Annotated in this window: 21 protein-coding genes and 1 other RNA gene; 1 reads left to right on the forward strand and 21 read right to left on the reverse strand. The window is 51.3% G+C overall.

Annotated features, from left to right (window positions below):
- Window positions 1-51: 51 nt before the first annotated feature.
- The 4 genes from RB298_RS29825 to RB298_RS29840 form a co-directional block, all read right to left on the reverse strand.
- Window positions 52-741, reverse strand: coding sequence for a lytic transglycosylase domain-containing protein (locus RB298_RS29825; protein ID WP_213577440.1), 690 nt, complete (start codon window positions 739-741; stop codon window positions 52-54).
- A 153-nt stretch (window positions 742-894) separates the two neighbouring features.
- Window positions 895-1,257, reverse strand: coding sequence for a hypothetical protein (locus RB298_RS29830; protein WP_009592139.1), 363 nt, complete (start codon window positions 1,255-1,257; stop codon window positions 895-897).
- A gap of 69 nt (window positions 1,258-1,326) precedes the next feature.
- A complete protein-coding gene (locus RB298_RS29835) occupies window positions 1,327-1,551 on the reverse strand; it encodes a DUF1540 domain-containing protein (protein ID WP_006209042.1) in 225 nt (74 codons plus the stop codon).
- Between the two features lie 138 nt (window positions 1,552-1,689).
- Complete coding sequence (locus RB298_RS29840; RefSeq protein ID WP_009592128.1) at window positions 1,690-2,196, reverse strand: YpuI family protein; 507 nt, start codon at window positions 2,194-2,196, stop codon at window positions 1,690-1,692.
- A gap of 254 nt (window positions 2,197-2,450) precedes the next feature.
- On the opposite strand from RB298_RS29840, the gene RB298_RS29845 reads away from it, so the two are divergent.
- Entirely contained in the window at window positions 2,451-4,379 is a 1,929-nt protein-coding gene (locus RB298_RS29845) for a S8 family peptidase (protein ID WP_486050001.1), read from the forward strand.
- 68 nt (window positions 4,380-4,447) lie between these two features.
- On the opposite strand, the gene RB298_RS29850 is transcribed toward RB298_RS29845, so the two are convergent.
- The 17 genes from RB298_RS29850 to RB298_RS29930 all read right to left on the reverse strand — a co-directional run bounded on the left by RB298_RS29850 (window position 4,448) and on the right by RB298_RS29930 (window position 21,339).
- A complete protein-coding gene (locus tag RB298_RS29850) occupies window positions 4,448-4,726 on the reverse strand; it encodes a hypothetical protein (protein ID WP_015734209.1) in 279 nt (92 codons plus the stop codon).
- A 312-nt stretch (window positions 4,727-5,038) separates the two neighbouring features.
- Window positions 5,039-5,445, reverse strand: an RNA gene (gene rnpB / locus RB298_RS29855) — RNase P RNA component class A.
- Window positions 5,446-5,533: 88 nt separating this feature from the next.
- The gene (locus RB298_RS29860) at window positions 5,534-6,649 is read right to left on the reverse strand and encodes a Nif3-like dinuclear metal center hexameric protein (protein WP_486050003.1); all 1,116 of its coding nucleotides are present in this window, start codon (window positions 6,647-6,649) and stop codon (window positions 5,534-5,536) included.
- Window positions 6,625-7,383, reverse strand: a complete 759-nt coding sequence (locus RB298_RS29865) for a tRNA (adenine(22)-N(1))-methyltransferase (protein ID WP_192569231.1) — start codon at window positions 7,381-7,383, stop codon at window positions 6,625-6,627. Before RB298_RS29865 ends, RB298_RS29860 begins: the two co-directional genes overlap by 25 nt.
- A 262-nt stretch (window positions 7,384-7,645) precedes the next feature.
- On the reverse strand, window positions 7,646-8,776 hold the full coding sequence (rpoD, locus tag RB298_RS29870; protein WP_036666181.1) for an RNA polymerase sigma factor RpoD: 1,131 nt from the start codon (window positions 8,774-8,776) through the stop codon (window positions 7,646-7,648).
- Between the two features lie 42 nt (window positions 8,777-8,818).
- Window positions 8,819-10,636, reverse strand: coding sequence for a DNA primase (dnaG, locus tag RB298_RS29875; RefSeq protein WP_015734206.1), 1,818 nt, complete (start codon window positions 10,634-10,636; stop codon window positions 8,819-8,821).
- 41 nt (window positions 10,637-10,677) lie between these two features.
- Window positions 10,678-11,154: a YaiI/YqxD family protein gene (locus tag RB298_RS29880; RefSeq protein WP_096773049.1), complete on the reverse strand. Its 477-nt coding sequence runs from the start codon at window positions 11,152-11,154 to the stop codon at window positions 10,678-10,680.
- A gap of 213 nt (window positions 11,155-11,367) precedes the next feature.
- Window positions 11,368-13,443, reverse strand: a complete 2,076-nt coding sequence (glyS, locus tag RB298_RS29885; protein WP_096773048.1) for a glycine--tRNA ligase subunit beta — start codon at window positions 13,441-13,443, stop codon at window positions 11,368-11,370.
- On the reverse strand, window positions 13,436-14,323 hold the full coding sequence (gene glyQ / locus RB298_RS29890; protein ID WP_015734204.1) for a glycine--tRNA ligase subunit alpha: 888 nt from the start codon (window positions 14,321-14,323) through the stop codon (window positions 13,436-13,438). Before glyQ ends, glyS begins: the two co-directional genes overlap by 8 nt.
- 370 nt (window positions 14,324-14,693) lie before the next feature.
- Window positions 14,694-15,449, reverse strand: coding sequence for a DNA repair protein RecO (gene recO / locus RB298_RS29895; RefSeq protein ID WP_015734203.1), 756 nt, complete (start codon window positions 15,447-15,449; stop codon window positions 14,694-14,696).
- Window positions 15,450-15,485: 36 nt separating this feature from the next.
- Window positions 15,486-15,626, reverse strand: coding sequence for a YqzL family protein (locus tag RB298_RS29900; protein ID WP_009590824.1), 141 nt, complete (start codon window positions 15,624-15,626; stop codon window positions 15,486-15,488).
- A 138-nt stretch (window positions 15,627-15,764) separates the two neighbouring features.
- Entirely contained in the window at window positions 15,765-16,667 is a 903-nt protein-coding gene (era, locus tag RB298_RS29905; RefSeq protein WP_096773047.1) for a GTPase Era, read from the reverse strand.
- 73 nt (window positions 16,668-16,740) lie between these two features.
- Window positions 16,741-17,148, reverse strand: a complete 408-nt coding sequence (cdd, locus tag RB298_RS29910; RefSeq protein WP_009590810.1) for a cytidine deaminase — start codon at window positions 17,146-17,148, stop codon at window positions 16,741-16,743.
- Window positions 17,149-17,169: 21 nt separating this feature from the next.
- Window positions 17,170-17,553 carry a diacylglycerol kinase family protein gene (locus tag RB298_RS29915; RefSeq protein ID WP_213577419.1) on the reverse strand — a complete coding sequence of 128 codons (384 nt, stop codon included), beginning with the start codon at window positions 17,551-17,553 and terminating at the stop codon, window positions 17,170-17,172.
- Window positions 17,553-18,050 carry an rRNA maturation RNase YbeY gene (gene ybeY / locus RB298_RS29920; protein WP_015734199.1) on the reverse strand — a complete coding sequence of 166 codons (498 nt, stop codon included), beginning with the start codon at window positions 18,048-18,050 and terminating at the stop codon, window positions 17,553-17,555. Before ybeY ends, RB298_RS29915 begins: the two co-directional genes overlap by 1 nt.
- Before the next feature lie 2 nt (window positions 18,051-18,052).
- The gene (locus RB298_RS29925; RefSeq protein ID WP_486050009.1) at window positions 18,053-20,353 is read right to left on the reverse strand and encodes an HD family phosphohydrolase; all 2,301 of its coding nucleotides are present in this window, start codon (window positions 20,351-20,353) and stop codon (window positions 18,053-18,055) included.
- 14 nt (window positions 20,354-20,367) lie between these two features.
- Entirely contained in the window at window positions 20,368-21,339 is a 972-nt protein-coding gene (locus tag RB298_RS29930; RefSeq protein ID WP_009590792.1) for a PhoH family protein, read from the reverse strand.
- Window positions 21,340-21,343: the final 4 nt, after the last annotated feature.

The following is a 21,343-nucleotide window of genomic DNA, read 5'->3' on the forward strand; positions in this document are numbered from 1 at the left end:
GCGGCGCTTATCGTTTGATCCTCTATCAGATTACTATTCGCCCCAATCGGACTACAAGGCGTATTTCGACTGGGCGTTCATGACTTTGCTAATGTATGCCTGGGTTTCCTTGGGCAATTCATGAGCCACGGACATCAGCTCTTCATCGCTGGATACACCCAAACCCGCGACGCGTGTCGGTCCTGCATTATAGGCAGCAAGCACCATGGCTATCTCTCCGCCAAACCGTTGGATCAGATTGGACAAATATTTGGTGCCGCCCTCGATGTTCTGAGCCGGATCAAAAGGGTTGCTTACCCCGAGTCCTCTCGCCGTACCGTCCATGAGCTGCATCAGTCCCTTGGCACCTGCAGACGAGACCGCATGCGGATTAAACGAGGATTCCGCGTCGATGACCGCTTTGATCAACGATACCGGCACGCCATAGCGTTCCCCTGCCGCCGTGATTAAATCCTCAAAAGTCGTAGGCTTTGTTGCCCCGGTGTCGTTGATCTCTGCTTCTATCGAGGTGCTCGACGAAACGGATTCATTCACAACGCCTAACTGCTGCCACAACAGCCCGTCCTTAAAGGTGACGCCGGGCGCCAGCTGTGTCATGGAACGTTCAACCGGTTTGGAAGTGGATTCTTCGTTAAGCAGGCTGCTCAGCACATTGACAAATCCGGCTGACGATTCGGTGGAATTCGTATTCATCTGTGATACATCCGTCATTTGCTTCCATGATATCGGATCTATTTGCATCGTTTAACTCACTTTCTGCCGTTAAATTTCAAACTTGTCCTTATTTTATCACGGAACTGGAACAATCTGCTATACCTATTCGACAAAAAAATAGGCGGACCAACCCTTCCCGGTTGACCCGCCCATATTAAACGATGATAAATAAATCAATCATTATCTGCTGAAAGGAATCAAGATAAAATAACTGAGCGTCGCCAGAATGCCGAGTCCTATGGACCAAGCACCTGTCGTTCTGCTGCCTTTGCTGTATGCGTAATAACCCACGACAGCCGCGATAGGTCCGAGAATGACCGACCACATGAACAAGGAGGCAATCCCTAATACCAGGCCTACGTATCCGACCGCCCGGCCGGTGGAGAGATCCGTCTTATCCTCGTCTGCATGCCGTACCGAGGTTTCCATCGGCGGAGCCACCTCGGCAGCATATTCCTCGCGGTGATCCTTCCGCGGGAAGTCTACCCGGTTTCGCTTGCCTTGAACAACCTTCATTTTATTTTTGCGATGTTTTTTATCCATAGCTCGCTTCCTCCATTTCCATCATCCTAAAGTGCCCGGTACCCGGACTTTATCCGGAGCTTGTGCCCGTCAGCCCTTCGGCTTGAAGGTCAGACAGCAGGTCTCGGAAGACTTGTCAGCAACATCCTGATGATCGTCTACGTAAGGCTCTGCCCCATACTCTTCGTTAAGTTTCACATTCGCATGACGGTCAATCTCGATCATAATCATCTCGGCATGACATAAATTTTGTTCTCCCCAGTAATGGCAATTGCTGACACTGCACTTCACTAATGGTTTGGCTTCGTTGGCCATTTTAGCATCACCTCGTCAACATTTTTTCCTATGTTTAGGGCCGGTATGCACGATAACGATTGTCAGTTGGTGCCTTAGGCGCGGAACGCAAAAAAGAGATGCCAACGGCTGGCATCTCTTGAGTCTTCCATAATTATACTAAGCGTGGCTTCTCTCGGATTGCATCCGGCGCTCCGTCAAATAATCGCTCTCGTAATAAGCAAGATCGTCGCGAAGCTCTTCATAAATCTTGGTAATGTTCATGATGACGTCACGTGCGGGACGTACCGGCTTCTTCCGGAAACGGATGGCATCCTGTCCGGTGTAGGCGTAACGGCCATCTTCGGAATAACTTTCATTTTTGGGATAGAAGAAGCTGTTCACGCAGCGATGATACAAATTATACAAAGCCTTCTCGGCAAAATCGATATCAAAATTAGGGCGACGCTGTACAACGCCTAGCTTCTCATAGGAAACTTCAGAAAATACGAGCAAATGGCGAACATCCGACAAGAATCCTTTGTAAAAGTGAACGGTTTCCTCGTCCTGTTCCGTTACCAATTGAGATAAAGCATGTTCATTCAAAAACGTTTCCATAATCGAAATAGCAGATTTCAACTTTTCTCTGGATTCTGAGCATAATTTCTGAAGATTGTCTGCTGGCATTACGATAGATCCCCCTTAAATGGTCGTGACCTGCAGGCCAAAACGGCCTGACGGTCATGCTAATATGTACTATCCTAACACAAATTTTGGGATAACGAAATCCCTATCATGAATACACTTACAAGGTTATTTTTAGTACATTTTTTTGGCGTATTCACTCTTATTGACTAAAGATTTCTTGCACGCATAAAAAGGATGCACTCTTCCCACGCTAAGATTACTTACATCCTGAAATGCGGCGAGGAGGAAAATATGTGAAATCTCGTACCTTTTGGAGCATTATAGGGGCAGCGTCAGTTATTGGCGCGCTTTTGATCTTGCTGTTCATCCCCGGCTCGAAACAGCCGGCTCCAACGGCTGAACCGTCACGGCCCTTAAAACCCCAGCAGGAGAACAAGGCCAAGCATTTTACCATGCTGGGCGATATCCAGGCAACGGATCAATTAAACCGTCTCGATGCCAGGGGACACCTCCGCAAAATGCTGAACAACAATTCTTTGCGCAGCGCGGGGCAAGTCAAGGCGTATACGCAGAAAGAGCAAAAGATGCACAAGCATTTTCAGCAAGTACGCTGGTATAACCTCAAGGAAAACAAGATGGCGGACATTCAAGGCCAGCTTCCCAAAATGAGCAAAACCGACAAAAATCGGATCGCCCATCATTTTCAACTGGCGCAGCAGAAATTGAAACGCGGCGAACCTTATGATTCCCCCAAATTCAACGCGGCGGGGCAGCCTTATTTTGTTGTGGCCGAACCGTCCAAGGATGGCAGATATGGCGCTGCCGCCCTGGTCAATCAAGCCGTGCTCCAAGAGGTAAGCAATCACCAGAAGCGGAATCTCCGCTTAATTCCGTATCCGAAGGAAGGAAAATTCCGGGTCGAGTCCATCCATGCGGATACCCTCTCCGACATCACCGTCAAAACCGGCCATGATAATGAAAAGGCCAGTCATTTTTACGAAAATGAAATCGTGGTGTCCTTTCAAAATGAACCGTCAAAGCAGCAGCTGTTGGATATCTCCAAGGAAATATCATGCGAAACGCCAAGGAAACTGGGTTATGCCTATGTTTTCCGTTCCAAAGATATGGATTACCAGAAGCTTCGCTCCTATTTCCAGCAGAAGTGGAAAATCAAATACACGGAGCCTCACTACATTTATTTAACCAATGATCGCAGCCCTCAATCCCGGGTTAACTCGGATTTCCCGGATGGGGCGAATGCCCAAGTCAATATTCCGAATGATCTCCTGTTTTCGGAATATCAATGGAATCTGCCCGTCATCGAGACAAACCGGGGCTGGGATCTGTCCAAAGGCAGCGAAGATGTCATCATCGCCGTAATTGACACAGGGGTGGATCTTCAGCATTCCGATTTGGACGGACAACTGGTGGAAGGATACAACATTGTCGAGAAAGACAAACAGCCGCTGGATGATGTGGGGCACGGGACGCACGTAGCCGGGATCATCGGTGCCCTGGTCAACAACGGCGAAGGCGTTGCGGGCGTTAGCTGGTACAACAAAATCATGCCGGTCAAAGCGCTCGACGGATCCGGATCGGGAACAACCTATGCTGTCGCGGAAGGCATTATTTGGGCCACGGATCACGGAGCCAAGGTAATCAATATGAGTCTTGGCAACTATGCCGACTCCCAGTTCCTGCATGATGCCGTTAAATACGCCTATGATCGCGACGTTGTGCTTGTTGCCGCATCAGGCAACGACAACACGGAGCGCCCCGGCTATCCTGCCGCCTATCCGGAGGTGTTGGCTGTCGCCGCAACGGATTCCAATCAGAAGCGGGCGGAATATTCCAACTACGGCGATTACATCGATGTGGCCGCTCCAGGGACCAATATCGCAAGCACCTTCCCGGGAAATCAATATGCAGCTCTGTCCGGGACCTCCATGGCCAGTCCCCATGCAGCCGCCATGGCGGGGCTCATCCGTTCCCTTAATCCTGACCTGACCAATCAAGAGGTCATGGACGTCATGATCAACCAAGCGGTGGATCTTGGCGACAAGGGAAGGGATAAATATTACGGTCATGGTCAGATCGACATCTTCCAGTCCTTGAAGGCGGTTGGCGCCCCTGAAGTGCCTCTTCAAATGTGGCCCGGCCATACCCTTCGCAATCTGGAGCAAGAGCTCCGCAAACTAAACGGCTCAAACGATAAAAGATAAAGAATAAAGCAGCTTCCGCCCTCTCGCGTTGGCTGCTTTATTCATGATCCGAGGCAATGCCGTCACGTTTATTTCTTCCGGCGGGTACGGCTGGTACGCACTGTAGCTTTCTTGGAACGCTTGCCGGAAACCGTAACGCCGCCATAGCCTCCATTTTCGGTTACGACTTCTTCTTCGCTGTACGTGTACAGATGTTTTTCTACCGGCACGCAGTGAATCTTATCCACCACTTTTATAGGATGAATAACCGGTACGATTTGCGGTACATAGTGGTCTCTCACGACTACAATCGGATCGCACACAATCGGGGACACCGGAGGACATGGATAATCGTTATGACAAGACATGTGTTTGCATCTCCTTTCCGTTGATGATTATAGCTTATTATCCCAAGGGCTATTTGGTATGGACGATTATCCGTACAGGGCACATGATCTCCCAATATTTTCACAAATCCAGAAGAAAAACGTCTATCGACGTACTTTCTCAGAACACAGACCACGGTTAGAGGAAGTTTCTTGCGATATCAGGAAGACCCAAGCTTCGAAGTTTATACTTTCTGATACTTGAAAAAACGCGCATTTCCTGTACACCCCCGCAAGGAGTGAAAAGAAAATACGCGTTTGTACCATAGCATATTCATAAAATCGTTGTGCAGTTGGGAAAGTTTTCCGTAAGCCGGGTTCTGTGCTCTTCGTGGTCATAGCGGGAACTACCCTGCCACCATAAGCGACAATCATCTATCTAGGCCGATCATTACTAATCGGCTCAAGCGACCAACCCGGACGCGCCTCGGGCTAAGGCTGTCTCCTCGAAGGAGACTGCGTCCCATTAGGTCTTGCTCCAGGTGGGGTTTACCAGGAACGAAGTCACCAGCGTTCCTCGGGGTCTCTTACACCTCGGTTCCATCCTTGCCTGTGCCGCCCTTAGGCGGCCATCGGCGGTCCATTTCTGTGGCACTATCCTTCAACTCGCGCTGACTGGACGTTATCCAGCACCCTGCCCTATGGAGCCCGGACTTTCCTCTCGCGGCTTTGAGGCCGCCAGCGATTGTCTGTCAAACTTTCCGGACAACATTACATATTATATCGTGATTCCATGCGGTACACAACCATTAAACATTAACAACAGCTGATTATTTTCCCATTCCGAAATCAAACAAACTGGAACGGCTCCGTGTTGATGCGGGAAGCCACGACCCGAGTTTCGTACTTATGCTCCTGCAGCTTCTGCTCCATCCACTCGGCAACTTTGACTTTCATGATCTTCTCGGCATTGTGGCCCGGATCAATGATTGTAAGTCCTGCGGCCAGCGCGTCCTGTGCCGTATGATAATCCACATCCCCCGTTACCAGCACGTCTGCTCCCCGAAACAGCGCCTTCATCATGTAGCGTCCTCCGGAGCCGCCTATAACGGCTGCCTTGCGTATGGTACGGTCGAGTTCTCCTACTACGCGAACATGAGGGACCTCCAGCTTCTCTTTTACCACGTCGACCAACTCAGCCAGCGTCAGGGGCTCCTTCAGCTTCCCGACCCGTCCAAGACCGAGGGATCTTCCCTTCAGGTCCATGTTATACAGATCGTAGGCAACCTCTTCATAAGGATGCGCCTTCAGCATAGCCTGGATGACCTTGTTCTTAATCGTGTGGGGAACAATCGTTTCGATCCGGACCTCGTCTGCCCGTTCCATCTTTCCTTCCTTGCCTTGAAAAGGGGTGCTGCCTTCTCTTGGAACGAAGGTGCCGAAGCCCTCGATATTGAAGCTGCAGTGGCTGTAATTTCCGATCCAGCCCGCGCCGGCTCCGAGCACGGCATCCAGCACCTCTTGATGGTGGCTCTTCGGAACAAACACCACCAGCTTGGACAGCTGCTCGTTATGCATGTCATGGATGGGCGACGTATCCTCGATGCCCAGCGCCTCCGCCATCCAATCGTTCATGCCGCCCTCGGTTACGTCCAGATTGGTATGGCTTACATAGACCGCGATGTCGTGTTTGATCAGCTTCTCGTATACCTTGCCCATCGGCGTATCCGTCTGCAGCTGCTTCAGCGGACGGAAGATAATCGCATGATGCGCGATAATCAGGTCAGCCCCAAGCTCTATGGCTTCATCCACCACTTCGTCATTCACGTCCAGTGCAATCAGCACCGTGCGGATGTCCTTTTGCAAAGTTCCGAGCTGGAGCCCGATCCGGTCATCGGGTTCGGCCACGTGCTTCGGGGCCAGTTGTTCCATGAATTGAATTACGGTTTGTCCTTTGGCAAGCATGCCAGCACCTCCTGAATAAACTCGATATCCGATCGAATCTCGCTCGCCTTATCGGCTGCCGTGGGCAGATCCGAACGCGATAGCGACTGAAGTATATACCCCATCTTCTCCATCTCCGACGTCCATTTATCGTGGAAAACCGGATTCGGGGATTGCGTCAACCAAGGCCCCATACGGAACAGCCAGTCCGCAGAAAGCCGGACACCGTCTCCGATCGTCCTTTCCTTGTATACCTGTTCATTCGTCAGGTCGGTTGTATCCGAAGGCTCGGCGACCAGCACCTCGTAAATTTTTCCGTCTTCCTCCAGGATCCATTCCTCGATCAGCACCCAGCCATGGGAATGCAACCATCTGCGCAAAATGTCCTCTCCCACGTTCGGCTGTAAAACAAGCCTGCGAACGCCGGCCAGCTTCTCGATCCCGCGATCCAGAATCGCTGCAATCAGGCTGCCGCCCATGCCGGCAATGGTAATCACGTCCGCCTCACCGGCCGAGAGCACATTCAATCCGTCCCCTTTTCGCACGCTGATGACATCGGTCATCCCTGATTCGATGACCTGCTTGACGGCAGCATCGTATGGGCCTGGGTTTACCTCACCGGCGACAGCTTGAACCGCAGCTCCGCACTCCACGGCAGCCACGGGCAGCAAGGCATGATCCGAACCGATATCTGCAAGTTTGCTGCCGCGAGGAATCTTCTCCAGAATTTTCGTTAATCTTCTTGATAATTTCAATGCTGACACCCTTACATTCCATATTTTCGTTCAATCCACGATCTATTCATTACCCTAACAGACACGATACCAAACTGCAAACCCGCAAATCCGGCAAACCAACCGGGTGCCAAGTCATTTGCAATGGGTCTGGAAAAGAGCTAAAATAAAGACCAATACAACAAATGCAGGAAGAAATTCCAGAACCAAGAAACCTCATTCACCCTGCTTGCATTCGAAAAAAAGGACCTGCTGCGTTACTGCAGAAGGTCCGTGGATTAAGCTATTCGAGAAAATCCTTTAACCGTTTGCTGCGGCTCGGGTGACGTAGCTTACGGAGCGCTTTGGCTTCGATCTGCCGTATCCGCTCACGCGTAACGCCGAATACTTTGCCGACCTCTTCCAGCGTTCTTGTGCGGCCGTCATCGAGTCCGAAACGAAGGCGAAGGACATTCTCCTCGCGCTCTGTCAGCGTATCCAGCACATCCTCGAGCTGTTCCTTCAGAAGCTCGTACGCAGCCGCGTCAGCAGGAGCGAGTGCTTCCTGATCCTCGATGAAATCCCCAAGATGGGAATCGTCCTCTTCGCCGATCGGCGTTTCCAGCGAAACCGGCTCTTGGGCAATCTTCATGATCTCCCGGACTTTCTCAACGCTGAGCTCCATCTCTGCAGCAATTTCCTCCGGCGAAGGCTCACGTCCAAGCTCCTGCAGAAGCTGTCTGGATACACGAATCAGCTTGTTGATGGTCTCTACCATATGCACGGGAATACGGATGGTACGGGCCTGGTCCGCGATCGCGCGCGTGATCGCTTGGCGAATCCACCAAGTCGCATACGTACTGAATTTGAAGCCTTTTTTGTAATCGAATTTCTCCACGGCTTTGATCAAACCCATGTTGCCCTCCTGAATCAAATCCAGGAACAGCATTCCACGACCCACATAACGCTTCGCAATACTTACGACGAGACGCAGGTTGGCTTCGGCCAGACGGCGCTTGGCTTCTTCATCTCCCTGTTCAATCCGGTTGGCAAGCTCAATCTCATCATCCGCGGACAACAGCGGAACCCGTCCAATTTCCTTCAGGTACATCCGAACCGGGTCGTTAATCTTGATCCCCGGAGGCAGTGAAAGATCGTCGTCAAATCCAAAATCCTCATTATCATGGGATTCGGAATCTCCCGATTGCCGGTGAGGGCCCTCTTCGTCATTTTCATTTACCACATCAATGCCCAGGTCGGCCAGCTGCTCATAGAACTCTTCCATCTGCTCCGTGTCCTGATCAAATGGCGACAATTTCTCCATAATATCTTTATAGCTTAATACGGATCTCTTTTTACCCTGTTCAATCAACTGATCCTTGACTTGATCCAGCGTAAATTCCGTTTCTAGTTCAGTATGCTGATCATTCGCCATCATTCGACTCCCTCCTCCCTAGAAACAGCAATGCGCGGGGCTTCATTGTCTTTCTAGGGCGATAATCTCACTTGCAATTTGCGCGGCTCGCAAAAAATCACCTGAGCGCTCCGCTTTTATCATTTCTTCTTTTTTCTGGTCGATCTCTCTCTGCTGCGGAAATTTCAGCACCTCGCGTATGCAATCATCGAGCACTTGAACGTTCCACTCGGCGGGTGCTTCCATCATCATGATCGAGCTGACCGTCATTTCCAAACGATCGTCTTGGAGCGATGACATGAAACGGCTGATATCCGGGGATTTGCCCTGTGCGTAAAAAGCATATAGATAAGCAGCGATTGCCGCATGATCTTCAATATTAAACGCTTCTCCCAGGCGATCGCCAACGTATCGCGCGGCCTCCGCATCCTGCAGCATCAGCGACAGCAGCCGCCGTTCTGCAGCATGGTAAGCAGGCAGAAGTGCCGGGGCGGGCTGGCGCCCTTTTTTATGCCTACCATTATTCCACCTTTTTTCCTTATTATCCCCATCGCCCATCTTTTTTTGCATCGATTGCCGAAGCAGATTGCAATCCTGCTTAAGACTTTCGTAGGAAAGATGAAGCTCGGAGGATAATTCCCTCAAATAAACCTCCCGTTCGGTTGAGGAATCCAGTACGGCGATAATGGGCAGTGCCTCTTTGGCGTACGCAATTTTACCATCTTCTTCTAGCAGTATATGGTTTTTCTTCAGATATATAAGTTTAAATTTTGTTGTTGAAACGGCTGTTTCTACCACATGCCTGAAACGCTCGGGACCGAACTTGCGGATATAATCATCCGGGTCCATTCCTTCGTTCACCAAAGCGATTCGTACCTTGAGACCAACGCCTTCCAGCATTGGAATGACTTTTGACGCGGCGGCCATGCCGGCTTTATCGCCATCATAGACAACAACAACTTCTTCAGCCACCGATTTCATGATTGCCACTTGGTTTTCCGTTAGAGAGGTTCCCATCGTTGCCACACCGTTGTGCAGTCCTGCTTCCCATGACGAAATGACATCGCCGTATCCTTCGAATAACAGAATTTGACGCAATTTGCGTATGGATGTTTTGGCCTGGTGCAGGTTGTACAATGTGCGGCTCTTATTAAATAGAAGTGTCTCCGGGGAATTCAGGTACTTCGGTTGACCGTCCCCCAGTATTCTGCCAGCAAACGCGATGACCTTGCCGCTGCGGTCATGTATCGGAAACATGATTCGTCCGCGAAAACGGTCGAGATAGCCTTCTTGTTCATGTCTTGCGGATAATAAACCGCCTCTTTCCATCTCTTTCAAGTCAAAGGAGCGTTTGGTCAGGAACTGAACCAGCGTGTCCCAACGATCTGGCGCATAACCGATTTGAAACTGATCAATCATCTTGTCGTTCATTCCGCGGGCTCTTAAATACTTCATGGCTTCCGTACCATGTTCCGTATTCTTCAGCAGGAAATGGTACAGCTTGGCGCTAAGCTCATACGCTTCAATCAAACGTTCTTTTTCCGGATTACGAGGAATTACGGGAACTCCTTGACCTTCCGGCAACGAGATATCATTCTCTTCTGCCATTGTCTTGACGGCTTCGGGAAAAGAAAATCCTTCGATTTCCATTCTAAACTTAATGGCGTTTCCGCCCTTACCGCAGCCATAGCAGTAAAAGATTTGGCGTTCCGGTGTAACCGTAAAGGAAGGAGTCTTCTCTGAGTGAAACGGGCACAAGCCCTTCAGGTATTTCCCCTGTTTGGTAAGATGCACGTATTTGCTGACCGTATCCACAATATCGCTTTTGGCCAGTACTTCCTCAATGACATCATCCGGAATATTGCCTTGTCCGGTACTCATCCAAACCACCTTCATCTCTTTTGGCACGTAAATAGTATTCGCTACGGGTGGACATTCTCCTGCAATTCACGCAAAAGTTTTGTCAGTTTATGTTGAAAAAACCTCCGGTCTTCGTCAAGCAGTTTCTTGGGCCCTTTGCCATACCTTCCTTGTTTCCTCGCCTTCGCCTGATGGTGACGGGAATCCAGCATGAAATCGATATCCGTATTATGGAAAATACGGCCGCGAAAGGAGATCACGTGGCATGATTTGGCAAGCGCAAGCGCAGCCAGTCCATAATCCTGCGTCACCACGATATCCCCCCTGGATATGTGGTTAGCGATGTAGAGGTCGGCACTTTGATCACTCCGGTCCACCTGGATCGTCGTAACCCCTTCTTCGGCTTGCAGCAGATGATCGTAGGAAGAAACAAGCAGCACCGGCACACGGAATGTACGAGCAGTCTCTGCGATTTCCTTCTTGACTGGACAAGCATCCCCGTCAACCACGATCGAAATGGAGCTTTCGTTCATACGCATCACCGGCTCTTATCTTAATCTTGGGTCCTTATTATGCTGTATATTATTATATACGTCTTTGGCCGATTAAAATCCTGCTGCCCAAATAAACAATGACCTTGCCCTTGCTTGAATCCGTCCGTTCATAGCGAAAGCGCCATCCCGCGCTGAACCGCGGGCTGTCGCTTTCACTGAACAATACATTATACCATTTGCAAAATCATGCTGTCACTACTACCACACCAATTTCGTGAAATCGGCATACCGCTTCAAGTCACCGTCGATGCCGGAGAGCAGCGCAAGGCGATTGGCCCGAACCGCTTCGTCTTCAGCCATCACCATGACCGAATCAAAGAACCCGGTAATCGGCTCCCTCAGTCCACTCAGCAAGGACAATGAACGTTCGCCGTCCGCTGCCTGCAGCGCGGCATGGTAATCTGCGCGAATCGCGTTCCAAGCTTCATAAAGCTTGTTTTCTTCCGATTCCGTGAACAGTTCGGCGTTGACGGCGGCCTTGCCCGCCTTGGCAGCCAAATTGCTGACCCGGTTGAAGGACTCTACCGTCGTTTTGAAATCCTGGACGCTCTCCACGGCATTCATCAGCGCATGGCCGCGGGATACGACGGACACCACATGATCGAATCCGGCCGTAATGACCGCATCCACCACATCATAACGCTGGTCTTCGGACAACAGCTTCTTCACGCGAAGCCCGAAGAACTCCTTAAGGTCTTTGCGGATTTCGTCCGTCGATCGCTTCAATACGCGAATGTTCTCGTGAACCTCGAGCGCTACGCCGAACACGTCGGATAAAGTCACCGGAAGTTTGTGCTCCAAGATGATCTGAACGATGCCCGCAGCCTGACGCCGGAGTGCGTAAGGATCCTGGGAGCCAGTCGGAATAATGCCGATGGAGAAGCATCCCACGATGGTGTCGATTTTATCGGCGATGCTCACGATGGAACCCACCATCGTGGAAGGCACCGAATCGCCGGCAAAGCGAGGCTGGTAATGCTCGAACACCGCTTTGGCCACATGCTCCTTCTCACCGGCTTTTCTTGCGTAATCCTCTCCCATGACCCCCTGCAATTCAGGGAACTCATAGACCATCTGCGTCACCAGATCGAATTTGCAAATATCGGCCGCACGGCTCACGGAATCGGCTGCGTCAGCAGAAACGTTAAGCTTCGCGGACAGTTGGTCCGATATCCGGCGTATTCTGCGGACTTTATCGCCGATCGTCCCCAGCTCTTCATGGAAAACGATGCTCTCCAGCTTCGACAGGGCATCCTTGATCTGAAGCTTCTGGTCTTCCTCATAGAAGAATTTCGCGTCCGATAAACGAGCCCGCAGCACCTTCTCGTTTCCTCTCGCAATCACGTCGAGGGAGCGGCTGTCCCCGCTGCGAACCGTTACGAAATACGGAAGCAATTGTCCCTGCTTATCCAGCACCGGGAAATACCGCTGATGCTCACGCATGGACGTAATCAATACTTCCTGCGGAATATGAAGGAATGAGGAGTCGAACGATCCGTACAGCACGGTTGGAGTCTCAACCAGGAACAATACCTCCTCAAGCAGGTCATCCTTGATCGCGATATTCCAGTCCTTCTCCTGGGCCAGCGCCTGGATCTGCGAAACGATCATCTCCTGGCGCTCATTCACATCGACGATAACATGCTGTTCGCGAAGCACGTCCCGGTAAGCAGATGCTTCCGGAATTACGGCTTCTCCGCCAAGGAAACGATGCCCGCGAGTTACGTTACCGGCCTTCACGCCCGTAATTTCCAGATCTACCGTCTCGCTGCCCAGCATCGCGACCATCCACTTAATCGGACGGACGAATTTGAATTCGTGCGCTCCCCAGCGCATGTTTTTCGGAAATGTCATCGAAGTCAGTATTCCAAGCAGTCCTTCGGACAGGATGGACTTCGTATCCACGCCGACGCTATTCTTCGTCACGTAAATATACTCGACTCCGCCAAGCTCCTTAAACGTAAAGCTCTCGGGATCAACGCCCTGGCTTTTGGCAAAACCAAGAGCCGCCTTACTCCATTGCCCGCTGTCATCGAGAGCGATCTTGCGGGAAGGCCCTTTCACTTCCTCGCTGACGTCCTCTTGCTTATCCGCAACGTTCTGAACCCATACCGCCAAGCGGCGCGGGGTGGCAAATGCCGTGACTTCGCCATGCGCGATTCTGGAAGCATCCAGCCATTTGACCAACTTGTCCTGAAGCTGCTCCATCGCGGCGCGCAGAAATCTCGCCGGCACTTCTTCCAGGCCGATTTCAAACAATAAATCCTTAGACATGCTCTGCGCCCCCTTTCTTAATCAGCGGGAAGCCCAGCTTCTCGCGCTCCTCCAAATACGTGGCAGCTACCTGACGAGCCAGGTTGCGCACGCGCATGATGTATCCCGTTCTCTCCGTTACGCTGATCGCGCCTCTGGCATCCAGAAGGTTGAACGTATGCGAGCATTTCAGCACATAATCATAAGCGGGGAACACCAGATGCTGGTTCATCGCTTTATTCGCTTCTTCCTCGTACATGTTAAACAGCGTAAACAGCATCTTCACGTCGGACACCTCAAAGGTATACTTCGAATGCTCGAATTCCGGCTGATGGAACACGTCTCCGTAGGTAATGCCGTCTACCCACTCCAGATCGAACACGTTCTCTTTATCCTGGATGTAGGATGCAAGGCGCTCCATGCCGTAGGTAATCTCCACAGCCACCGGATTGGCGTCAATGCCGCCAACCTGCTGGAAATACGTAAACTGCGTGATCTCCATACCATCGAGCCATACTTCCCAGCCCAAGCCCCATGCACCGAGCGTTGGCGCTTCCCAGTTGTCCTCGACAAAACGGATGTCATGATCAAGCGGATTGATGCCAAGACGCTTCAGGCTCTCCAAATACAGCTCCTGGATATTGTCAGGCGAAGGTTTGAGAATGACCTGGAATTGGTGATGCTGATACAAACGGTTCGGGTTCTCCCCATAGCGGCCGTCGGCCGGGCGACGGGAAGGCTCAACATAAGCCACGTTCCACGGCTCAGGTCCGATCGAACGCAAATACGTCATCGGGTTCATCGTACCGGCGCCTTTTTCCGTGTCGTACGGCTGCACGATGATGCAATTCTGTTCCGCCCAAAATTGCTGCAGCGTCAAAATCATCTGCTGGAAATTCATGATTTTAGCTCCTTTGTTTTCTTTTTCGAATCCAATCCATCATGCTTACATTTCTCTGTACAACAAAAAGCTCTCGTCCTACGCCTGTTGTACAGACATAGGGACGAGAGCTGTAGCTTCCCGCGGTTCCACCCTACTTGGCCTTGCTTTTGCCGCCGAGTGATCTGACGATCTCCAGCGATAAGCAAAACCCACTTTATCGTTTCACCATGCTCCCGGGTGCCCTGTTCATGAATATCTCCCGCCAGGCTTCCACCGCCCCCGGCTCGCTATCATTGGATCGATTATTCACTACTTTCCCGTTCAATGCATGCCAGTATTCAAAAAACTAATAAACTGATAAATATAATACCTCATTCCATACCTTACGTCAAATGTTGTACTTGTCCATTTGATCCAAAAAGTTTTGCGATTTCAAACGCAGCCCCAGCTGCATATCCATCAACGCTCGCATGACTTTTTTGAGCTCCGCCTTCGTTTCGTCCTTTACGTCTACATTGCCCAGCCGCCTCAGGTCCAGGCGTCCAAACAGGCGCAGCAGCTTCAGCGTTCTGGTCGAGATGGCCATCGCCGGCGGATCCAGATGTTTGCAGTAACGGCACAGCACGCCGCCAAGGCGGGGGCTCACCAGCATATCTTCGTCTTTTCTGGATTGATTGCATGAAATGCAAACATCCAGCTCCGGCCCGTACCCTGCCGCCTGCAAAATTTTCATCTCATACAGATTGATGATGATTTGGGGATCCTTATCCTCCTGAAGGGCTTCCAGGCAGGCCTTGAGCTGATGAAACCAAAAAGCGCCCGTCTCCTCATCCTGCAGCACCCGATCCAAGAGCTCGCAGGCATAAGAAGCATAGGCGGCTTTTACAAGGTCCTCCCTGAGCCCGTGGTGAGATTCCATAATCTCGCCGGCGTTCAAGTTGCCAAGCCCGGTACCATTGCGGAAGAACACATATTCTCCATAAGTAAACAGCTGCGTCAGAGCAGCATGACGGCTTTTCACCTTCTTTGCTCCTCTGACCAGCACGCCTACCTTGCCCGATTCTTTGGTGCAAAGTGTAATGATTTTGTTCCCTTCACCGTAGTCCATGCTGCGGATGACAATCCCTTCCGCCCGATATAGCATGCGCTTTCCCCCAACCATTCCTGGAACAACCAATGATTACTCGTCTTCTTCATTCGGGGCCGCCTCGTCTTCAACGGATGCAGCTGCAAGGACCGATTCACCCTCGGCTTCCTTATACAGCAAATACGCATCGACATCTCCAGTCATCGCAAAATACTTCCACGAAAAATCTCGCATTCGTATTCATCCTCTCTTCGGAAATGACGTCTGCATCATCTACGAAAATTAGGATGTGCCTCTAGAGCAGATTTATGAAATGCAATTGTTGGCAGGCGGCAGCAGCGTATGATTTCCCTCGAATTTGAGCCGGCTTCATTATTCCCCGCGGTGAAATCCGAGATCGCGAAGAACGCGTTCTTGATTGCGCCAATCTTTTTTTACTTTAACCCAGAGCTCCAAGAAAATCTTGGACCCCAGCAGCCTTTGAATATCCTGGCGGGCCTGTCTGCCCACTTCTTTAAGCAGCGCCCCCTGCTTGCCGATAATGATGCCCTTCTGGGAATCGCGCTCTACGAAAATAACGGCGGAAATATAGACGGTTCCGTTCTCTTCGACCCGCATGTCCTCGATGGTGACTGCGATGGAATGAGGCACTTCCTCCCTGGTCATGTGCAAAATTTTCTCGCGAATCAGCTCGGCGCATACGAATTGCTCCGGATGGTCCGTCACTTGGTCCTCAGGATAGTACTGCGGGCCAGGCGGCAAATACTTCTGGATTTGCTCGAGAAGCGTGTTCACATTGCTGCCGAGCTTCGCGGAAATCGGGACGATCTCTGCAAAATCATGCAGCTTCCGATATTGCTCGATCAGAGGCAGCAGAGCGGGCGGCTCAATCTTGTCGATTTTGTTCATCACCAGGATGATCGGCGTCTTGATCTTCTGCAGCTGCTCGGCGATATACCGGTCTCCCCCGCCGATGCCCTCGGACGCGTCAACCAGGAACAATGCCGCTTCAACCTCACCCAGCGTGCTCAAAGCGGTCTGGTTCATATAATCTCCGAGCTTGGACTGACGCTTATGAATGCCCGGCGTATCCAAAAAAACCACTTGGGATTCGTTGGTCGTATAAACGCCATGGATTTTGTTTCTTGTCGTTTGCGGCTTGTCCGACATGATGGCGATTTTCTGGCCGATCACTTGGTTCATTAGCGTCGATTTGCCTACGTTCGGTCTGCCGATAATTGCCACAAAACCGGATTTAAATTGTTTTTTTTGCATACCATGCCTCCGTTACGGTTCCGTATCTACGTGTTGTGTACTACATTGATTCCATACTATATGATTTGGAGTCTTACTGCTTGTTTAAATCCCATGGACCGAACGCCCCCGGCAGCAGTTCGCTGACGGTCGTCTCCTTGATGTCGCCCTTCATGTTACCCATAATGACCTTCATATCCGGCTTGCACAGCTCCACCAGCACTTGCCGGCATACGCCGCACGGCGTGCACGGGCCGTCCGTATCCGCAACGATGGCAATCGCTTGGAAGCTCCCCGCTTCATGACCGTCGGCAATCGCCCGGAACAATGCCGTGCGCTCCGCGCAGTTGGTCGGTCCGTAGGCGGCATTCTCCACGTTGCAGCCCAAATGCACCTGTCCGCGAGAATCCAGCAGGGCCGCTCCCACGCCGAATTTCGAATAAGGTATGTACGCCCGCGTTCGCGCTTTAATCGCTTCTTGCATCAACAAACCTGCATCCATATCTAGTTCCTCCTATATCGTTCAGTTTGTTAAAGAATGTATCCATTCCCATACCGGTTCATAGAAGACCAGAATGCCGATCACGACGGCAAACGCCGCTGCAACGAACGCTGCACCGGCTGCCGTATCCTTAGCCACCCGGGCTAACTCATGTTCGTCTGGCGAGATCAAATCGATGATGGCCTCCACCGCAGTATTGACCAGCTCCGCGATGAATACAACGGAAACCGCCAATAGCAAAAATAACCAGCGGATTCGATCCAATTGCAGCAAAGCTGCTGCGATGAACACGATCAAGGCAGCAGCAATGTGGATTTTCATATTGCGTTCCGTTTGTACAGCCGTCAAGATGCCTCGTATAGCGCACCTAAAAGCCCGGTATAACGATTGTCTGTGCGGCTTCACTATCTTGTCAATCCTACTTCGGCAAGTACGGCTTCCTGTTTGCCCATCATTTCGGCTTCGCTTGCCTCATCCTGATGGTCATATCCGAGCAAGTGAAGAAATCCGTGAACAAACAGAAAACCCAGCTCACGCTCTAGAGAGTGACCGTATTCTTCGCTTTGCAGCTTCGCCCGGGGGACCGAAATAATGATATCGCCCAGTACATCCGGCACGCTCTCCAGCTCTTCTCCCTCTTCCAGCTCATAAATGATCTCGAGCTCATCGTTCGTTATTTCATTCATTGCAAAGGAGAGCACGTCGGTCGGACGATCGATTCCCCGGTACTCCCGGTTCAATTCATGGATCCCTTCATCATCGACAAAGGTCAGATCAACCTCGCCATCGGTTACGCCTTCAGCCTCTCCGGCCTTCTGCAGAATCGCTTCAAGCAGGGCGATCAATTCCTCGCCAATCTGAAAATCCTCTTGTTCATTATTCCATGCCAGCTGCAGGCTCATTCTTATACGCTCCTTCTCTGTTCCTCACTCGTTGCGGACGTCTCCGATGCGGTCGAGGCTTCGCCGTTCGGCGCGGACAGTTTGGGACGCTTCACATCCTCCGGATATTCGATCCGGGAATGGAAAATCCCCATCACCGTCTCCTTTAACGTCTTGGCGATGATGTCCAGTTCCTTCATCGTTAAATCGCAATCATTAAACTGATGGTCATCCAGACGCCCCTTGATAATCTTCTCGATCATCGATTCGACCTGTTCGACCGTTGGCTTACGCAATGATCGGACGGCCGCTTCCACGCTGTCGGCGATGCCGACAATCGCAGACTCCTTGGATTGGGCCTTCGGCCCCGGATAGCGGAAATCATCCTCCGTGAAATCCGGCTCGACGCCCTGCTCTTCCGCCTGGCGAACCGCCTTATGATAGAAATAGTGTAAAAACGTGGTGCCATGATGCTGCTCCGCAATATCCTTTATCGGCTTGGGCAGCTTGTACTCCTTGAGCATCTCCACGCCATCCCTTGCATGCGCTACGATAATGGATTTGCTCAGCTTCGGTTCTATGGAATCATGCGGATTCTCCATATTGTTCTGATTCTCGATGAAATAGATGGGGCGCTTGGTTTTTCCGATATCGTGATAATAAGAACCGACGCGGCACAGCAGTCCGTTGGCGCCAATCGCTTCCGCAGCTGCCTCGGATAAGTTACCGACCATGACGCTGTGATGGTATGTGCCCGGCGTCTCTGTCAGCAGTTTGCGGAGCAGCGGATGGTTCGGATTCGACAATTCAACCAGCTTCAGCGCCGAGAGGATGCCGAAGGTGACTTCAAAGAACGGCATGAGCCCGATAACCAGGATCGCCGTTAACAGTCCGCCCGCGATGGCAAAGCCGATCGAATACAGCGTTTCCGTCGTAGTCCACGTGTCGTTATTGAGCAGCAGCATAATGAACACGATCAAGGCGCCGAAGAGAGAAGCCATGATGCCGCCCTTCAGCATCGTCGACCGCTGGCTCGCGCGGTGGATCGAGAAGATCGCCACGCAGGAAGTCACGGCTGCGAATAACCCGAACTTGAAGTCGAACAGTTCCCCTTGAACGTTCAATATGACGCTTGCCATGATGCTGAAGATAATGACGCTGAAATAGGCAAGCGAGGTCTCCAGCAGCAGGGTAACCAGAATCGCGCCGATCGCGACAGGCGCCAAATACCCCACGTACATCTGGGAATCGCTCTGCAGAAATGCGGTCAAATGCATGGTGATCAGCGTAATGACGTACACCAGGACCAACATCAGCAGCTGCGAGTTGTTGTATTTGAATTTGCCCGGCTCCGACTGCCGGATGAACATCAGTATGCCGAGGGACAGCAAAACGGACAGGAGCAAAACGCCAAGCTCCGGCCAATAGTTGATGTCGTCCTTCAGCAGCCCGTTCTTGCCGAGCAGCTCGTACAGCTCCGGCGTGATGAGCTGACCCTTTGCCACAAGGATGTCCCCTTGTTTGATAAAGACGGGCGGGGTATTCTCGCGAGCTTCAACCTTCGCATTCTTCGTGGCGACCTCGTCATAGAACTTGTTGGCCGTAATCGTTAAACTCGCCAGTTCCTGAACGACTTCCCTGGCGGTCCGATCATTCAACGAGCTGGTGTTCACTCGTTCCGCCACGCGGGTGCGGGCCGTGTCGGCATCCACGATCTCGTTCAGCATCAGCCTGGAGACGATCTCGCGGGCTACGGGCTTCATCTGAATAATATCTTCCGAATTCAACCGCGGTATCTTAATGAACGTTTCCTCGGGAATCCGATAGGTTTGTTCTTCAATGACCCGCTGCATTTCCTGAAGCAGCTCTTTGGAGTAGGCTTCATTCGTGCTGTTGGCCGACACGAAATTTTGCACGAATTCTCTGGCCATCCGCGGAATTTCTTTGCGATAAATCTCCACCTTTTCGGCGGAGCTGATATCCACGTCCTGGTTCAAACGTTCAATACGGTCAAGGATCTGCGTAACCAGAACGTCGTTCCGCAGCGGGACGAGAGGGTAAATCGGCTGGACGTTCTCCGCCGCCGCCTCCTGTGCCTTCAGCGTCGCCTTGCTGTCCTCGATTTGAACGGGCGCCACGATATTCTTTTCGCTTTTCGTATTGACCTGGATGTCATAGCGTTCCGGCAAAAGCTTGGATGCTAGACTGATATAAAAGAGCAAAGCAAGCAGCAGAAACAGAATATAGCGTGTTGCCACGCTATATTTCCATCCGCTGTTTTTACTCCATATGGACTTGTCCGTCGATGGTTCTTTGGAGGCCATTGCGACAATCCCCTTTAATCTTGGTTTTCTGCTGCTTTATCATAAGCGACGATGATTTTTTGTACTAAGGAATGACGTACAACATCCTGTTCGGCGAAATAGACGAATCCGACTTCCTCAATTCCGCTTAATATCGTTTTAGCTTCGATAAGTCCTGATTTTTTCCCCCGCGGCAGGTCAATCTGGGTCACGTCCCCTGTAATGACCATCTTCGAACCGAATCCGAGCCGTGTCAGAAACATCTTCATCTGTTCCGGCGTGGTGTTCTGTGCTTCATCCAAAATAATAAACGAGTCGTCCAGCGTCCGTCCGCGCATGTACGCGAGCGGCGCGATTTCGATCAACCCGCGCTCCAGCGCCTTGGCCGTTTGATCCGGGCCCATGACGTCGTATAAGGCATCGTACAAAGGTCTCAGATAAGGGTCAACCTTCTCTTGCAGGTCTCCGGGCAAGAAGCCCAGGCTCTCTCCGGCCTCCACCGCGGGCCTTGTCAGAATGATTCTTTTGACGGATCCTTCCTTCAGCGCGGCTACGGCCAGAACGACGGCCAAATAGGTCTTCCCTGTTCCGGCAGGACCGATGCCGAATACGATGTCCCGCTTCTTGATGGTGGTCACATAGTGCTTCTGACCGATGGTTTTTACTCGAATAGGCTTACCTTTGAAAGTTGTCGTAATCTCGCCCTTGTACAGATCCAGCAGCTGATCGGCTCTCAGATCCTTGGCAAGTTCTACAGCATAAAGAATATCACGCTCGGTCAAAATGTAGCCGTTGCGCACAAGCTGGAGCAGCACTTCAAACAGCTGCTGAAGACTCTCCACATTTCGATGTTGTCCCCGAATCGTGATGACGGCTTCACGTGAATCGATCGTTGCAGGAATCTCTTTTTCGATTAATTTTAGAAATGTATCTTGTGGTCCGAATAAGGACAGACCTTCTGACGCGCTTTGAAGTAAAATTTGAATGCTGGTCGTTTGCTGTGACAAATAG

This window comes from Priestia sp. BR_2 (assembly GCF_041954005.1).
GTDB classification, from domain to species: domain Bacteria; phylum Bacillota; class Bacilli; order Paenibacillales; family Paenibacillaceae; genus Paenibacillus_AQ; species Paenibacillus_AQ lautus_A.

Coding starts and splice junctions, on each gene's coding strand:
- RB298_RS29825 (WP_213577440.1), bottom strand. CDS start 741: ATGCAAATAGATCCGATATCATGGAAGCAAATGACGGATGTATCACAG.
- RB298_RS29830 (WP_009592139.1), bottom strand. CDS start 1,257: ATGGATAAAAAACATCGCAAAAATAAAATGAAGGTTGTTCAAGGCAAG.
- RB298_RS29835 (WP_006209042.1), bottom strand. CDS start 1,551: ATGGCCAACGAAGCCAAACCATTAGTGAAGTGCAGTGTCAGCAATTGC.
- RB298_RS29840 (WP_009592128.1), bottom strand. CDS start 2,196: ATGCCAGCAGACAATCTTCAGAAATTATGCTCAGAATCCAGAGAAAAG.
- RB298_RS29850 (WP_015734209.1), bottom strand. CDS start 4,726: ATGTCTTGTCATAACGATTATCCATGTCCTCCGGTGTCCCCGATTGTG.
- RB298_RS29860 (WP_486050003.1), bottom strand. CDS start 6,649: ATGCTTGCCAAAGGACAAACCGTAATTCAATTCATGGAACAACTGGCC.
- rpoD (WP_036666181.1), bottom strand. CDS start 8,776: ATGGCGAATGATCAGCATACTGAACTAGAAACGGAATTTACGCTGGAT.
- dnaG (WP_015734206.1), bottom strand. CDS start 10,636: ATGAGTACCGGACAAGGCAATATTCCGGATGATGTCATTGAGGAAGTA.
- RB298_RS29880 (WP_096773049.1), bottom strand. CDS start 11,154: ATGCGTATGAACGAAAGCTCCATTTCGATCGTGGTTGACGGGGATGCT.
- glyS (WP_096773048.1), bottom strand. CDS start 13,443: ATGTCTAAGGATTTATTGTTTGAAATCGGCCTGGAAGAAGTGCCGGCG.
- glyQ (WP_015734204.1), bottom strand. CDS start 14,323: ATGAATTTCCAGCAGATGATTTTGACGCTGCAGCAATTTTGGGCGGAA.
- recO (WP_015734203.1), bottom strand. CDS start 15,449: ATGCTATATCGGGCGGAAGGGATTGTCATCCGCAGCATGGACTACGGT.
- RB298_RS29900 (WP_009590824.1), bottom strand. CDS start 15,626: ATGCGAGATTTTTCGTGGAAGTATTTTGCGATGACTGGAGATGTCGAT.
- era (WP_096773047.1), bottom strand. CDS start 16,667: ATGCAAAAAAAACAATTTAAATCCGGTTTTGTGGCAATTATCGGCAGA.
- cdd (WP_009590810.1), bottom strand. CDS start 17,148: ATGGATGCAGGTTTGTTGATGCAAGAAGCGATTAAAGCGCGAACGCGG.
- ybeY (WP_015734199.1), bottom strand. CDS start 18,050: ATGAGCCTGCAGCTGGCATGGAATAATGAACAAGAGGATTTTCAGATT.
- RB298_RS29925 (WP_486050009.1), bottom strand. CDS start 20,353: ATGGCCTCCAAAGAACCATCGACGGACAAGTCCATATGGAGTAAAAAC.